At 53.7% G+C, this 13,885-nt stretch carries 17 protein-coding genes; 15 read left to right on the top strand and 2 right to left on the bottom strand.

Annotation, left to right across the window (positions count from 1 at the left end; genetic code table 11):
• The 15 genes from DFR37_RS03650 to DFR37_RS03580 form a co-directional block, all read left to right on the top strand.
• Nucleotides 1–1,129 (top strand): ABC transporter substrate-binding protein (locus DFR37_RS03650; RefSeq protein WP_113931894.1); only part of this gene is annotated, 1,129 nt, incomplete at its 5' end.
• Nucleotides 1,130–1,210: 81 nt separating this feature from the next.
• Nucleotides 1,211–2,344, top strand: a complete 1,134-nt coding sequence (locus DFR37_RS03645) for an alpha-hydroxy acid oxidase (protein ID WP_242341665.1) — start codon at nucleotides 1,211–1,213, stop codon at nucleotides 2,342–2,344.
• Between the two features lie 22 nt (nucleotides 2,345–2,366).
• Nucleotides 2,367–3,239 (top strand): branched-chain amino acid ABC transporter permease, encoded by an 873-nt coding sequence (locus tag DFR37_RS03640; protein ID WP_113931829.1) that lies wholly within the window; start codon nucleotides 2,367–2,369, stop codon nucleotides 3,237–3,239.
• Nucleotides 3,236–4,171, top strand: a complete 936-nt coding sequence (locus tag DFR37_RS03635; RefSeq protein ID WP_113931828.1) for a branched-chain amino acid ABC transporter permease — start codon at nucleotides 3,236–3,238, stop codon at nucleotides 4,169–4,171. The genes DFR37_RS03640 and DFR37_RS03635 overlap by 4 nt, the downstream gene beginning before the upstream one ends.
• A gap of 2 nt (nucleotides 4,172–4,173) precedes the next feature.
• The gene (locus DFR37_RS03630) at nucleotides 4,174–4,932 is read left to right on the top strand and encodes an ABC transporter ATP-binding protein (protein ID WP_113931827.1); all 759 of its coding nucleotides are present in this window, start codon (nucleotides 4,174–4,176) and stop codon (nucleotides 4,930–4,932) included.
• 52 nt (nucleotides 4,933–4,984) lie between these two features.
• Nucleotides 4,985–5,686: an ABC transporter ATP-binding protein gene (locus tag DFR37_RS03625; RefSeq protein ID WP_379881331.1), complete on the top strand. Its 702-nt coding sequence runs from the start codon at nucleotides 4,985–4,987 to the stop codon at nucleotides 5,684–5,686.
• A gap of 48 nt (nucleotides 5,687–5,734) precedes the next feature.
• A complete protein-coding gene (locus tag DFR37_RS03620; RefSeq protein WP_113931825.1) occupies nucleotides 5,735–6,814 on the top strand; it encodes an enolase C-terminal domain-like protein in 1,080 nt (359 codons plus the stop codon).
• Between the two features lie 336 nt (nucleotides 6,815–7,150).
• The gene (locus tag DFR37_RS03615; protein ID WP_113931824.1) at nucleotides 7,151–7,498 is read left to right on the top strand and encodes a transposase; all 348 of its coding nucleotides are present in this window, start codon (nucleotides 7,151–7,153) and stop codon (nucleotides 7,496–7,498) included.
• A 259-nt stretch (nucleotides 7,499–7,757) separates the two neighbouring features.
• Nucleotides 7,758–8,960: a tyrosine-type recombinase/integrase gene (locus tag DFR37_RS03610; RefSeq protein WP_073665944.1), complete on the top strand. Its 1,203-nt coding sequence runs from the start codon at nucleotides 7,758–7,760 to the stop codon at nucleotides 8,958–8,960.
• Nucleotides 8,961–9,099: 139 nt separating this feature from the next.
• On the top strand, nucleotides 9,100–9,483 hold the full coding sequence (locus DFR37_RS03605) for a type II toxin-antitoxin system RelE/ParE family toxin (protein ID WP_043567059.1): 384 nt from the start codon (nucleotides 9,100–9,102) through the stop codon (nucleotides 9,481–9,483).
• Complete coding sequence (locus DFR37_RS03600; protein WP_043567027.1) at nucleotides 9,467–9,769, top strand: helix-turn-helix domain-containing protein; 303 nt, start codon at nucleotides 9,467–9,469, stop codon at nucleotides 9,767–9,769. Before DFR37_RS03605 ends, DFR37_RS03600 begins: the two co-directional genes overlap by 17 nt.
• An 86-nt stretch (nucleotides 9,770–9,855) precedes the next feature.
• On the top strand, nucleotides 9,856–10,323 hold the full coding sequence (locus tag DFR37_RS03595) for a TIR domain-containing protein (RefSeq protein WP_043567025.1): 468 nt from the start codon (nucleotides 9,856–9,858) through the stop codon (nucleotides 10,321–10,323).
• Nucleotides 10,323–10,949 (top strand): Nmad2 family putative nucleotide modification protein, encoded by a 627-nt coding sequence (locus DFR37_RS03590; protein WP_015912899.1) that lies wholly within the window; start codon nucleotides 10,323–10,325, stop codon nucleotides 10,947–10,949. The genes DFR37_RS03595 and DFR37_RS03590 overlap by 1 nt, the downstream gene beginning before the upstream one ends.
• 3 nt (nucleotides 10,950–10,952) lie before the next feature.
• Entirely contained in the window at nucleotides 10,953–12,089 is a 1,137-nt protein-coding gene (locus tag DFR37_RS03585; protein ID WP_113931823.1) for a nucleoside triphosphate pyrophosphohydrolase family protein, read from the top strand.
• The gene (locus DFR37_RS03580) at nucleotides 12,086–12,748 is read left to right on the top strand and encodes a uracil-DNA glycosylase (protein ID WP_113931822.1); all 663 of its coding nucleotides are present in this window, start codon (nucleotides 12,086–12,088) and stop codon (nucleotides 12,746–12,748) included. Before DFR37_RS03585 ends, DFR37_RS03580 begins: the two co-directional genes overlap by 4 nt.
• Nucleotides 12,749–12,764: 16 nt before the next feature.
• Here the strand turns inward: DFR37_RS03580 and DFR37_RS03575 are convergent, their stop codons facing one another.
• Together DFR37_RS03575 and thcA are read right to left on the bottom strand one after the other, a co-directional pair.
• Entirely contained in the window at nucleotides 12,765–13,250 is a 486-nt protein-coding gene (locus DFR37_RS03575) for a TIR domain-containing protein (protein WP_113931821.1), read from the bottom strand.
• Between the two features lie 52 nt (nucleotides 13,251–13,302).
• The gene (thcA, locus tag DFR37_RS03570) at nucleotides 13,303–13,884 is read right to left on the bottom strand and encodes a Thoeris type III anti-phage system protein ThcA (RefSeq protein ID WP_113931820.1); all 582 of its coding nucleotides are present in this window, start codon (nucleotides 13,882–13,884) and stop codon (nucleotides 13,303–13,305) included.
• Between the last annotated feature and the right edge of the window lies 1 nt (nucleotide 13,885).

Below are 13,885 nucleotides of genomic sequence, written 5' to 3'. Positions count from 1 at the left end.
TGAATCAGTTTGCCATTATGTTCGGCGATCGATTTACCCAAGCAAGGGGATAAAAGTTGTTCAACCGCCTTGCCCACAAAAATACGGATACTCCCGCCCAGCCTCTTTTCTTGGTGATCCCGAGGAAAAAACGCTAAAACTGTATGTTGATCGGATTAATGCCGATGGCGGAGTTCTTGGGCGTAAATTGCAGCTCTTTGTCTATGACGACGGCAGTGATTCCAGCAAAGCTAATAGTTTCGTCAAGCGCCTCATTCTTCAAGATAACGTCGATTTAATTGTGGGAGGCTCCACTACGGGTTCGACCATGGCAATGCTTCCGCTGGTCGAGGCTCATAAGATCCCGTTTCTCTCTATGGGTGCGGCAAGCGTTATTGTCGAGCCGGTTCGCCCTTATACGTTCAAGCTTCCTCACTCTGATCGTATGGCAGCCCAGAAAGTGCTCGATGATATGAAGGCAAGGGGTTTTACCAAGTTCGCGTTATTGTCCGATACAGGCGGCTTCGGCAAAAGCGGGCATAACGAGACGGTTAAGTTAGCGAAGAAAATGGGCATGACCATAGTAAGCGACCAGAACTATGGTGAAAAAGACACTGACATTACTCCGCAGCTGCAAAAAATTAAATCTTCGGATGCTCAAGCGGTGTTCGTCTTTGGCACAGGTCAGGCGCCGGCCATTGCGGCAAAGAACTATCAGCAATTAGCCTTGCAGATCCCTTTGTATATGTCCCACGGCCAAGCATCCATGGATTTCGTCAAGCTTGCAGGGAAGGCTGCGGAAGGCGTCCGCATGCCGACCCCCGCTTTGTTGGTCGCAGATCAACTCCCTGATACCGATCCGCAAAAACGCATTGGTATGGACTACAAACGTGTCTACGAAGAGCACTACAAAACAGATGTGTCGACATTCGGCGGCTATGCTTATGACGGTTTGATGATGAGCATTGCAGCGATCAAGAAAGCAGGCTCGACCAACAAAGCCAAGGTTCGCTCCGCCCTGGAGAATCTGAAAAATTTCTATGGTGTAAACGGTATCTACAACATGACCCCGACCGACCATATGGGGCTGGATCAACAAGCTTTTCGTATGGCGGTTATCAAGGATGGAAAATTCGTGGAAATCAAGTAACGGGTTCGGTGTTTAGCCACCTGATCGCAGCTGGCTCGAGTGCAACGAGCCAGCCAGCGGCACCAAGGAAATAAATTGCTATTGAATCTCGACGATTACCGCCGCGCGGCTAGAAGGCAACTGCCCCGCGTTATTTTCGATTTTATTGACGGGGGCGCGGACGCGGAGGATTGTGTTCGTCGAAACATAGAGGACTTGGGCAAGGTAACGCTTTTGCCCCGTCAACTGCGTGATGTTTCTTCTGTGGATACCTCGGTGTCGTTATTCGGGCACAGTTGGAAATCCCCCGTGGCCTTGGCGCCAACGGGGTTTAACGGGTTGTTACGCCCAGGCGCCGATATAGTGCTGGCCCGCGCCGCGGATCAGATGGGCACGCCTTTTATTTTGTCGACAGCTTCCAACGTGCCTCTTGAGCAGATTGCCAGGCAGGCCAATGGTATTCGCTGGTTGCAGCTTTATATCATGGGAGGCCGGCGGATCGCCGAGCAACTAATCCGCAGAGCCCGGAATCTTGATTACTCCGCATTGGTATTGACGGTCGATGTCGCTGTCGGAGGCCATCGCGAGCGTGATGTCCGCAATGGCATGACGATGCCTTTCAAGCCTTCTTTGCGCACCATGCTGGATTTTGGTTTGCACCCTTCGTGGGCATTGCGCTTTATGGGGAAGGGGCCCCCTAAATTTGCCAATTTAGAAGACCCCGATCAAGGCTCGCACTCTGCGGAGCTGGCCGTTGCATTGGGAAATCGCCAAATGGATCGATCCATGGCTTGGGACAATCTTGCCTGGCTGCGTGAGCATTGGGATGGGCCGTTGTTGCTAAAAGGCATCCTTCATCCAGACGATGCTCGTCGTGCAGTGGGCGAAGGAGTCGATGGATTGATCGTATCCAATCATGGCGGGCGGCAATTAGATGTGGTGCCGTCTACGATCCAGGCGCTGCCTGGCGTTCTGGATGCAGTCGCCAAAGCCATTCCCGTTTTGGTGGATGGCGGCTTTCGCCGAGGAGGCGATATCGCGAAAGCGTTGGCGATGGGAGCCAAGGCCGTCTTGGTGGGACGCCCAGCTTTATGGGGACTGGCGGTGGCGGGTGAGGCGGGCGTTCGCAATGTACTCGAGACGTTCAACGAGGAACTCTCGCGAACGATGGCACTGCTTGGCGCAACACAGGTTGAGGAACTCAGTGCCAATTATTTAAATAACATTCAAAAATAAAGTTTTTAAAAGAGACCAGCGTATGTCTGATTTACTCCAATTTATTTTTTCTGGCTTAACAACGGGATCTATCTATGCACTGTCCGCGTTGGGCTTTGCCATTATTTATAACGCTAGTCGCGTAATCAATTTCGCTCAAGGCGACTTTCTGATGCTGGGGGGCATGTTCACTGTTGTGTGCACGTCGCTTGGCCTGCCACTATTTCTGGCTATTCCGCTATCGGTATTGGCGACGGTGGCGACTGGTGCCTTATTGGAGCGTCTTGCTATTGAGCCAGCTCGTAATAGCAGCGTTGTATCGCTCATCATTATTACGATTGGCGCCTCAATTTTCATTCAAGGAGTTGTTCAAGTTTTTTTCGGGAAAAATCAGCATTCCGTGCCGTCTTTTAGCGGGGATGCGGCTATTCCCATTGGCGGTGCGATGCTATTGCCTCAAAGTTTATGGGTCATCGGCGTGGCTGCGGCCATGGTGATTCTGGTGGGTTTGTTCTTTCGATTCACCCTTGTTGGCAAAGCGATGCTGGCCATGTCGACAAATCGTATGGCGGCTCAGCTTGTCGGCATCAATACCCGCTTGATGCTTTTAATCTCGTTCGGCATGGCGGCACTGCTGGGCGCTGTTGCCGGCATCGTAGCCGCGCCGATCACCACGGTAATTTATGACCTGGGCCAAATGTTGGGTCTTAAAGGCTTTGTGGCCGCTACGCTGGGCGGCATGGGAAGCGGAATCGGGGCCGTTGTAGGTGGGTTGTTGGTTGGATTGCTTGAAGCCTTTGTTGCAGGATACATATCGTCTGCATATAAGGACGCAGTTCCCTTTGTTCTCATCATTGTTATTTTGCTTGTTCGGCCAGGTGGAATTTTTGGAGCTAAATCGGTGGATCGTGTATGAAAGCCTTTACTAATCCTTCTGTATTAATTGCCATTCTGATATTGGCATTGCTGCCGGTTACGTTCTCCAACGGCTATATTGCCGATGTTGCCATTCGCATCGGCTTGGCCGGCATTGTGGCCATAGGGCTGAATTTACTTATGGGTTTTGCCGGCCAGGTTAGTATCGGCCATGCCGCATTCGTTGCGCTGGGCGCCTATGCGAGCGGAGTGGCGACAAGTCATTATGGTTGGCCGCCGCTTGTCGCGCTTGTCGCCGGTGCTGTTGGGGTTGCCGTTTTAGCGTATATCGTCGCCAAGCCGATTCTTCGTTTGCGCGACCACACTCTTACCATGGCTACTTTGGGGCTGGGCATCATTGTCAACATGGTGCTTATCAATGAGGTGGCATGGACAGGCGGCCCCGACGGCATGGCGGTTGGGCCGTTGCAAATTGGCGATTGGGTGCTGGGCGGAGAAATGGCTTGGTATAGCGTGGTTGCCTGCCTGTTAATCATTGCCATCGTTATTTCCTTGAACCTGTTCTCGTCGCCGGCTGGTCGCGCTTTGCGTGCCCTGCATGGCTCGGAGGTCGCTGCGGCGGTTATGGGGGTGAACGTAGCTTCTTTCAAAGTTCGAGTGTTTGTATTGTCTGCTGTTTTTGCCAGCATCGCTGGAAGTCTTACTGCTCATTACAACAGTTTTATTACTCCAGGTCTGGCTGGCTTCATGCCTTCAATTGAGCTTGCAACCATGGTTGTCATCGGCGGGATGGCGTCGACATTTGGGGTTGTGCTTGGCGCGTGCCTGGTTGTGGGTTTGCCGCAAGTATTCGGGGGGTTTGAAGGGTATGAAATGCTGTTTTTTGGTTTAGCCCTGATGTTGACAGTGATTTTCCTGCCTAAAGGGATAGTTCCCACGCTAGCACAGCATTTTGAAAAGAGGAAAAACTAGGGATGTTGGAGATCAAGAATCTATCCAGATCGTTTGGTGGCGTGAAGGCTGTCGACGATGTGACGTTCGATATAGCGTCTGGAACAATCCATTCCGTTATCGGTCCGAATGGCGCAGGGAAAACAACGTTGTTCAATCTAATTACTGGCGTTTACATTCCCTCTTCTGGACGAATTTTATTCAATGGACGAGACGTCACGGGAATGAGGCCGGATCAACTGGCTGGTCTTGGCATGTGTCGTACATTCCAGAATTTGCAGATCTGCATGAATATGTCGGCTTGTGAAAATGTGATGCTGGGTGCGCACCTTAGGTTGAATCACGGTATTTTGGCTGGAATGGCTAATTTGCGGACTTTGGCCAGAAGTGATGCGAAGTGTCGCGAAGAGGCCTATGGCTTTATGGAGTTTGCCGGCGTTGGGCAATATAAGGATGCTCATGCAACGCAAATGTCTTTTGGCGCACTGAAACGGCTCGAAATAGCACGAGCCTTGGCTTTAAAGCCCAAAATATTGCTTTTGGACGAACCCGCCGCGGGGCTCAATCATACGGAAACAGGCGAAATTAGCGAATTGATAAAAAAAATCGCTGGTTCAGGTCTTACCGTGGTGTTGGTCGAACACGATATGAAAATGGTCATGAACATATCGGATCGTATAACGGTGCTTAATTATGGAACTAAGCTAGCCAGTGGCACGGTAGTTGAAGTGCGCCAGAATCCAGCCGTTATTTCCGCCTATTTGGGCACTGCGGCAGCGTGAGAAAACTATGACGAACTCATATATGAAAGATGCTGATAGCCAGCCAAAGCCTGTGCTCGATGTAAGCAATCTTACTGTTGCCTATGATCGGATCCAGGTACTGCATGGTGTGGACATTCATGTGGGAGCTGGGCAACTGGTATCACTGGTGGGGGCCAACGGGGCAGGTAAGACCACGCTGCTTAAGGCTATTTCAGGGCTGATAGCTCCTACTGGCGGAACGGTTTCATTATTTGGCGTGGCGATTACCTCAAAAATGCCTGACTGGCGGGTTGGGGAAGGGATCAGTCAAGTGCCCGAGGGCCGACAGGTTTTTGCGCCGCTTAGTGTTGAAGATAACTTACGGTTGGGCGCCTATAGAAGACGGGACGATAAGCGAGGTGCTGATCTCGAACGCATGTATGAGCTTTTTCCGATTTTAAAGGAAAAGCGCCGTTTAGCAGCGGGAACCTTGTCCGGCGGGCAACAGCAAATGCTTGCTATTGCCCGCGCTTTAATGGCCCGGCCCAAGGTGTTGCTGCTTGATGAGCCATCAATGGGTTTGGCACCGTTGCTGGTTCAAGAAATTTTTGGCGTTATTACTGCTTTGAAGAACGAGGGAATACCCATTTTGTTGGTCGAGCAAAATGCCCAGGCGGCGCTCTCGATTGCTGACTATGCGTATGTATTGGAGACCGGCAAGATAACCGTCGAAGGGTCGGGTGCTCAGCTTATATTGGACGATAAGGTCCAGCAAGCCTATTTAGGGATGTGAGTACTTTAATAACAGGCCCATTACTTTTTGCTATACAGGGATTTTCTTATGTCTGACTTGCGTATCACCACCATTCGTGCGCGTGCCGTAAACGTTCCTCTAACTTATCCGGTACGCACTGCTGTCGGGGTAGTGGACACTTCGCCATTGGTTTTATTCGATATGGAGACCAATCAGGGAGTAACCGGTAGAGCTTATGTGTTTACCTATACTCCGCTGGGCCTTAAACCCGTCCGAGAGTTGCTCAATGCTTTACAACCAGTCTTGGCTGGCCAAGAGGTGGCTCCTTATTGCCTGGAGCAGTTATTGCAAGCGCGTTTCCGCCTATTGGGTAATACTGGAGTTGCAAAAATTGCCAGTGCTGCCATTGACATGGCCGCGTGGGATGCTTTGGCACAATCGCGGGGAGCCCCTTTGGTGAATTTGCTGGGCGGTACGCGAAAACCCATTCCGGCCTACGACAGCCATAGCATGGATGGCCCAAAAATAGGCCCTCAACGCGCAGAGAAAGCAATTAAAGAAGGTTTGCGTGCGATCAAAATAAAAATTGGGCATGCCACGGTTCGTGAGGACATTGCCAGCGTTGCGTTAATCCGCAAGGTAATCGGAGACGACATCGAACTTATGGTCGACCTTAATCAAAGCTTATCGGTACCAGAGGCTATTCGACGTGGTAGGGCGCTTGAGGAGTTTAGGCTTGCCTGGCTCGAGGAGCCGACTTTACAAGAAAATTATGCGGGCTTTTCCCAGATTCGCCAAGCGTTGACTACGCCAATCCAACTTGGAGAGAACTGGTTCAGCGTTGATGAAATGCATAAAGCAATTGTGGCTGGGGCTGCCGACTTGGTTATGCCTGATGCCATGAAAATTGGGGGGGTTAGTGGATGGCTGCGGGCTAGTGCTTTGGCTGCGACATACCAAATTCCAATGTCAGCTCATATTTTTGAAGAATTCAGCGCTCATTTGATGGCGGTAACGCCCACCGCCCATTGGTTGGAAAAAATGGGTCTGGCGGATCCGATTTTGCGCGAGCCGCTGACCTATGTGGATGGTATGGCGATTATTCCCGAGCGCCCTGGAGTAGGTATTACATGGAACGAAGAGGCTGTGCAGAAATACTTGATTTGAAGGCGGGTATATTACACTGATCGGATTCCTGCCAGCTATCTGTATGTAGGCGCTTGTTTCTTGCAGTTCGTTTCATCAATTGTGTTTAACTGCAAGCGCCACGTCGGTGTACTAACCTCAATGACGGAAGTTTCTTATGCATGACCATAGCCATACTGGTGCAGAACACGGGCATGATCATGGTGGCCATCATCACCATGGCCCGAGCGGCCACAATCATGCCGCTGGTATTACCGACGAGCGGCGCGTAGTCTGAGCATTCGGCATTATTTTTGTCTTCATGCTGGTGGAGGTGGCGGCGCCTCGCCGCCGCCAGGCTATTGTCGGCACCTGGATATGTTTCCGGTGCTCGAGGCCCTGTACGTGGCCAAGCAGCGTCTGATGCGGTTCCTGCTGCTCAAGACGCTGAAGGCCAAGCGGGCCAAACAGCTGTTGCCCAAATTCCTGGCCTTGATTCGTCAGTTTGAACAAAGTCCGGCCAAGGTGCTGGCCGCGACGTTAACATCGTGGCTGGAGCCCATCGTACGTATGTGGCGCTTTACCAAATCCAATGGGATCACCGAAGGATTCCACACGAAGATGGAGATGCTCTCACGCCGAGCGTATGGGTTCAGGAATTTTGAGAATTACCGCATGCGGGTCTTGGCCCTGTGCGGTTGGAGTGGTGTGATTAACCGTGTGTAATGAGTACCCATCCCCTATTACTTGGTATTTGGTGCGTCCAGCCGGAATCGAACCGGCACGATCAATGATCGAGAGATTTTAAGCCAGAGCATGGCATCCGCACCGTGCTAACGCTGGACTTGGATGAGGCTTGCTGTAGCAGGTTTTCCGCCAGACCAATGCCTTCGATCATATCCCGGTGCGCGATGCAAACCGCCCCGGTTCCCCTCCGCCTGGCTCCTAGCCGGCCCCTGGAATCGGGGCCTTTCAGGAGCACCTCATGGCAAAGATCAAACTCACCAAGTCCGTCGTTGACACGGCGCAGGCGCAAACCTGCGACGTGGAACTCCGGGATACGCTCGTTCCGGGCTTCTTGTGCAAGATAACACCAACGGGCCGCAAGGTCTTTATGGTTCAGTACCGCACGAACTCCGGCGTGCGGCGCAAGCCCGCCCTCGGCCAGTTCGGCGAGCTGACGGTCGAACAGGCCCGATCGCTGGCACAAGACTGGCTGGCCGAAGTCCGGCGCGGCGGCGACCCCGGACTCGACAAGGCCGAGGCCCGCAAGGCGCCGACGGTCAAGGAGCTGTGCGGCCGGTTCATGGACGACCACTCCAGGCCGCACAACAAGCCCAGCACGCAGGCCGGCTACCAGTACCAGATCGACAGCTTCGTCATCCCGGCCTTCGGCAGCAAGAAGGTTCACGAGGTCACACGCCACGACATCACCGCGCTGATGAAGCGCATGGAGAAGTCTCCGACGCAGGCCAATCGCGTGCTGTCGCTTGTCCGCAAGATGTTCAACCTGGCCGAGCTGTGGGGCTACCGGCCCGACGGCTCGAATCCCTGCCGCCACGTGCCCAAGTACCCGGAGAAAGGCTCGACCCGCCTCATCACCGACGAACAGATGGTCAAGCTGTTCGCCTATCTGGACAAGGCCGAGGCCGAGGAACTGGAGCATCCGATCCACCTGCTGGCTGTCCGGCTGCAATTCGAGTTCGCGGCCCGCATGTCGGAAATCCTGCTGTTGCAGTGGGATTGGCTCGACTTGCCCAATGGCCGGGTTGTCTGGCCGGACAGCAAGACGGGCGATATGTCGAAGCCGTTGAGCGAGGAAGCCCGTCGGCTGCTGACGAACGCACCTCGCTATGGCAAATCGCCCTACATCTGTCCAGCCATCAACGATCACGACAAACCACTCGGCCCCCATTCCTACTACCAGGCATGGCGCCGCATCCTTGATCGCGCCGGCGTACCGAAGGTCGGCACCCACGGCATCCGCCACCGCTCAGCGACCGACATTGCCAACTCCGGCATCCCGGTCAAGGTCGGCATGGCGCTGACAGCGCACAAGACCGTGGCGATGTTCATGCGCTACGTCCACACCGAGGACGACCCGGTACGTAAGGCGGCCGAATTGGTGGCCAGCCGGCGCAAGTCGGTCATCGGCATGCGCCAGGAGCCGAAAGAGGTGACCACATGACCAGTGGCCAGCGGTCAGCCCTGTCGGCCCAGATTGTCGTATCGCTGTCACGACAATCTGCCCAGCGACCCTCCCCGCCCGGGCATCGCGCGGGGGTCTGGAAAAGTGTACCCGTTTCGGGTATAGTTTGGAGGTCAAGATGAAGCGCGTTCTCAAGCGAAAGGACTTTGCGCGGTGGCAGGCAAGCGAGAAGCTGCCTGATGCCGCCTTGTGCAAAGCGGTTCAGGAGATGGAAAGCGGTCTGATTGAAGCGGACTTGGGCGGCTTCCTCTATAAGAAGCGGGTTGCACGCCCCGGCAGCGGCAAGAGCGGTGGTTACCGCACGCTGCTGTCGGCCCGCATCGGTAGCCGCTACGTGTTCCTGCATGGGTTCCCCAAGAGCGACAAGGCGAACATCACGCAAGACGAGAAGAAGGCGCTGCAGTTCGCCGGTAAGGTGTTTCTGGAACTGTCCGCGGAGGCTTTGTCGAAGGCGTTGCGGTCGGGCGCGTTATTGGAGGTGCATTGTGAGCAAGATCATTGAATCCCTGCGTGGCGACTTGGCTGCGCTCCACGAAGCGGGAGCGATCAGCAAGGTGACGATGCGCGAGTTCGACGCGATCTGTCCGCCGCCGGTGCGGCAACTCAGTGCTGCCGACATCAAACGTCTGCGCGAAGCCTTGAAGTTCAGCCAGCCGGTGTTTGCTCTTCATTTGCACACGTCGGCCTCGACCGTGCGCAAGTGGGAGCAAGGCGAAACCCATCCCACCGGGCCGACCCTCAAGCTGCTCAACGTCATCGCCGACAAGGGACTACAGGCAATTCTTTAAGCGAGCAAGCTGGCCAGTAGCCCCTACTGCACCAGCCACAAACCCGGTTACGATCTTCAAAACATGCAAAACCATGGAGGTGACAGATGGCAGACAAAAGGAATGTATTCATCAGCCATGTCCATAAGGACGATCATGGGCTCCAGAAGCTCAAGGATTTGTTGGCTCCGAAAGGTCTGGAGGTCCGGGATTCCTCGATCCATACAGGAAAGTTCAACAATGCCACTGATGAGCACTACATAAAGACGCAGATCCTTGCGCCTGCCATCAATTGGGCTGGGGTGTTCATTTGCTATGTCTCTCCCCAAACCAAGAACAGCGATTGGGTGAACTGGGAAATCGAATATGCGGCCAAACAGGGCAAGCGCATTGTTGGTGTTTGGGAGCATGGTGAGAAGGAATGCGACCTACCAGATGCGCTGAAAGAACATGCGGACGCCTTGGTTGGGTGGAACGGTGATTCAATCATTGACGCGATCAACGGGAAGGACTCGTGGGAAAAGCCTGACGGCGGTGCCTGCGACCCGGTTCCACTCAAGCGGCATCCCTGCTGATGACACGTATTCACTCCTATGTAGTGCGGTACGACAGTGGTTTTGCACCCAACCCCTTCTATAGCTACTGCACGCTCGCGACTTGCAAACCCAGTATCCGCAGAAGCGCTGACATCGGCGATTGGGTGGTCGGTAGTGGAAGCAATGATCGAAGTGTCCGACGCGGTGGGCATCTCGTGTATGCGATGCGGGTCACCGAAGCAATGACATTTGACGAGTATGGCCGAGACCCGCGGTTTGAATCCAAGAAGCCGTACCGCAATGGCAGCCGGAAGCAAAGTTGCGGGGACAACATCTACTTCAGGGCTGCGGCTGGGGTTGCTTGGCAGCAGCGAGACTCATTTCACTCCCGCCCCGATGGCTCGCTCAACCCTGACCATGTGGCCCGTGATACAGGCGTCAACAGGGTTTTGATCAGCAACGATTTCGTATATTTCGGGGGTGAGGGCCCTGCGTTTCCTGATGAATTGCAAGATCAGCAAGGTCGCCCTCTATGCAAAACGGGAATAGGCCTCACAGCCTTTGACGATGCGCAATTGGTTGGAAATCTTGAGCAATGGATTCGCAACTTGGCAGTGAGCGGCTACCAAGGCGCCCCATTCGAATGGCTGACTCTTCGCAGGTGACCGATGAAAAAGGAAGGCTCCCTCTTGCTCTCGGATTACGCTGCGGGAATTGCAGCCACAGACGTACTCAATCCGAACGACTTCAATCCGGTTCTCCAAGGGCTATATGGAGAAGTTGGCGGAATAATGGCCACGGCCAAAAAGCACGTTCGAGATAAATCAGCATACCCTGGCTACAAGAGAGCGGCGGAAGAAGAATTCGGCGACACTCTTTGGTACTTGGCTGCAATCTGCAGGCGCCTGAATATCCCTCTTGAGGATATCTTCGGGGAAGCCGCCAACCACGGAAATTTTAAGAATGTTGGCGCTGCAAGTGATATCGCTGAAGGTGCATTGGCCTATATCGCAGTGCCTATTGCGGCGACTGCATCGTTAGATGCCACCCTGGCACGTTTGGGGCAGTCAGCAGCAGCCCTAATGGGAAGCACCCCTGCGCGCACTGATTTGGTCGCGTTCGCGCGGGCTTACCTGGATGCAATCCATGCGGCCGAACTAGCATTTTCGGAAGTGGCTCGCGCCAACCTTCGGAAAGCGCGCGGCGCGTTCTTGGAACCACAAGCAGATGATCTGGTTGACCTTGATTTCGACAGTAAATTTGGAATCGAGGAACAGCTACCCAGAGAATTCAGAATCCGAGTCAATCAACGAGGCAGTGGTAAGAGTTATCTCCAATGGAATGGCGTATTCATTGGAGATCCCTTAACCGACAACATTGCCGACCGCGATGGTTACCGGTTCCATGACGTCTTCCATTTTGCGAATGCGGCGATCCTGCACTGGTCACCCGTGATGCGGGCATTGATCAAACACAAACGAAAGAGCAATCCGAAATTCGATGAAGAGCAGGACAGCGGTCGAGCCATCGTCGTTGAAGAAGGGGTTTCAGCTTGGATTTTCTCAAGAGCCAAAGAATTGAATTTCTTCGAGAACCAGGAAAAGGTCTCACTCGGAATTCTCAAGACCATCGGCGAGTTCGTGAGTGGTTACGAGGTAGAGAAGTGCCCACTGAAGCTCTGGGAAAAGGCCATCTTGGAAGGGTATGCGGTCTTCCGACAGCTTAAGGAAAATCAAGGCGGCTGGATCATTGGAAACCGAGAACAACGCACCATCAAATACATGCCACTTGAGTCTGAAAAATGAACATCCACCCATTCGTTGAGGCAGTTGCTTCGCTGCAATTCGAAGACTGCTTCAATCCGTATTCGGATCGATGTGAAGTCCATGATCGGCGCGATGCGCCGCGTCGCCGTGCTGCAGCACTTTCCGCCATGTTGCGTCGTGCAACAGAGGAGCCTGTAGATGCGATCTGGATCGGGAGAGACCTCGGATATCGCGGAGGGCGCCGCACTGGGCTAGCCCTGACTGACGACGTTCACATGAGCCAGCACGCCAAGCGCTGGAATCTCGATCTGATCGCTGAGCGGCCGACGATAGGAAGTGCTGTAGCTGAACGAACCGCGGCGGTCATATGGGGCATGCTAGAACACATTGATGCTCGCATCTTCCTCTGGAATGTCTTTCCCCTTCATCCGCATGAATCTGGAGATCCATTCACCAACCGCCAGCACAACGCGCACGAAAGACGCGCCGGCGAAGAACTGCTCCAACAACTCATTGTCTTGCTGAAGCCTTCTCGCATCGTTGCCATCGGCAATGATGCCACCGCTGCGGCCCATCGCATCACGGATTCTATACCGGTAATTTGCGTGAGGCACCCTAGCTACGGAGGACAGACACAGTTCCAGACGCAAATCTCGGAACTCTATGGGCAACCAATGAGTACCGGATCGTTGTTTTGACGAGATGTTCTGACTTCTAGCGAGCGGCGATCGCTGCTTCGATCCAACTCGACAGGCTGTCGCTGATGGAGGTATAGACCGCGCTACTGGTGCCTCCCGGCGGATCGTAGACGCGGACGACGGAGGATAGCTTTCTACCGTCGTTCAAGGTAAATGAGTCGAACGGATTGGCCCCTGCCACTGATGGTTGCTGGTTGTGGTCCAAGAGCTTGTGGACACGTATCCCCAGGAGTCCCTTTCCGCTGTTCCATGACTGCTCAATCTCATATCGAATCCAGGGGCGATTTGCCGTTTCCGCACCAACCAAAACAATTGTGCATGTCCGCCCTTGCAATTGATCGTCAATCCAGCGCTTGATCGCGGTATCACCGCCTCGCTTCACTTCTTCCCATTTATTATCGCTTGCTGACGGGTTGCCCTCTACAACCCCAATATTGCGTATCTTGGATGCGCGCCAACTGTCGCGTTGATAATGAAAGCTGTAGAAAACTTTCCGTGGCATGAATAATCCTCGGTTGATTTTTTAGAGCACGGGATCGGGAAACGAACTGACTCTACTTGCCAGCCAAGGGCACCGCCAGATGCTCATGGAAGAGCTGAGCAAAGTCCACATCGACAAGCGCTTCCCCGGTGAAATAGCTATGGTCCTTGGCGAGATTCAGCGCCGCTCCGCCTGGCGAGGACACCGGGAGCACCTTGGCTGCAGGATGGAAGCGCCTGAAAAGCTCATGTTCAGCTTCTACCCCATCCATTCCACCAATAAACACAGCAGCGCTTAAGTCCTCACGCGAGAGCATCTGTTCGCGCATGACAAGCAAGCTTGCCGCCCTGTCATTAGGGACTGCATCGGTGAAGACTACATTTTGGAAATGCTTGTTCTCTTCAGGGAAGATTTCTGCAAAGAACGTGCTCTGATACAAGACAACAGACTGCGAGTAGTCGACCCCCAAGTCTTCACTTATGCTCCAAATCATCGGGGTAATCGCAGGATGCCCACCCCACACGATCTTGTGCTGGCGAATGACTGCTATGACCAGTTCTCTCACCGCACATTGGATAAGAAATGGATCGGCGGTTTCGTGGTAAGTGCCACGCCCTACAAGTGGCACGCTGGCCGAGAGGAAGATTGCACTCATG

The sequence above is a fragment of the Eoetvoesiella caeni genome (genome assembly GCF_003315175.1).
In the GTDB taxonomy this organism is placed as follows: domain Bacteria; phylum Pseudomonadota; class Gammaproteobacteria; order Burkholderiales; family Burkholderiaceae_B; genus Eoetvoesia; species Eoetvoesia caeni.
This window is presented reverse-complemented; position numbering and strand designations above follow the sequence as displayed.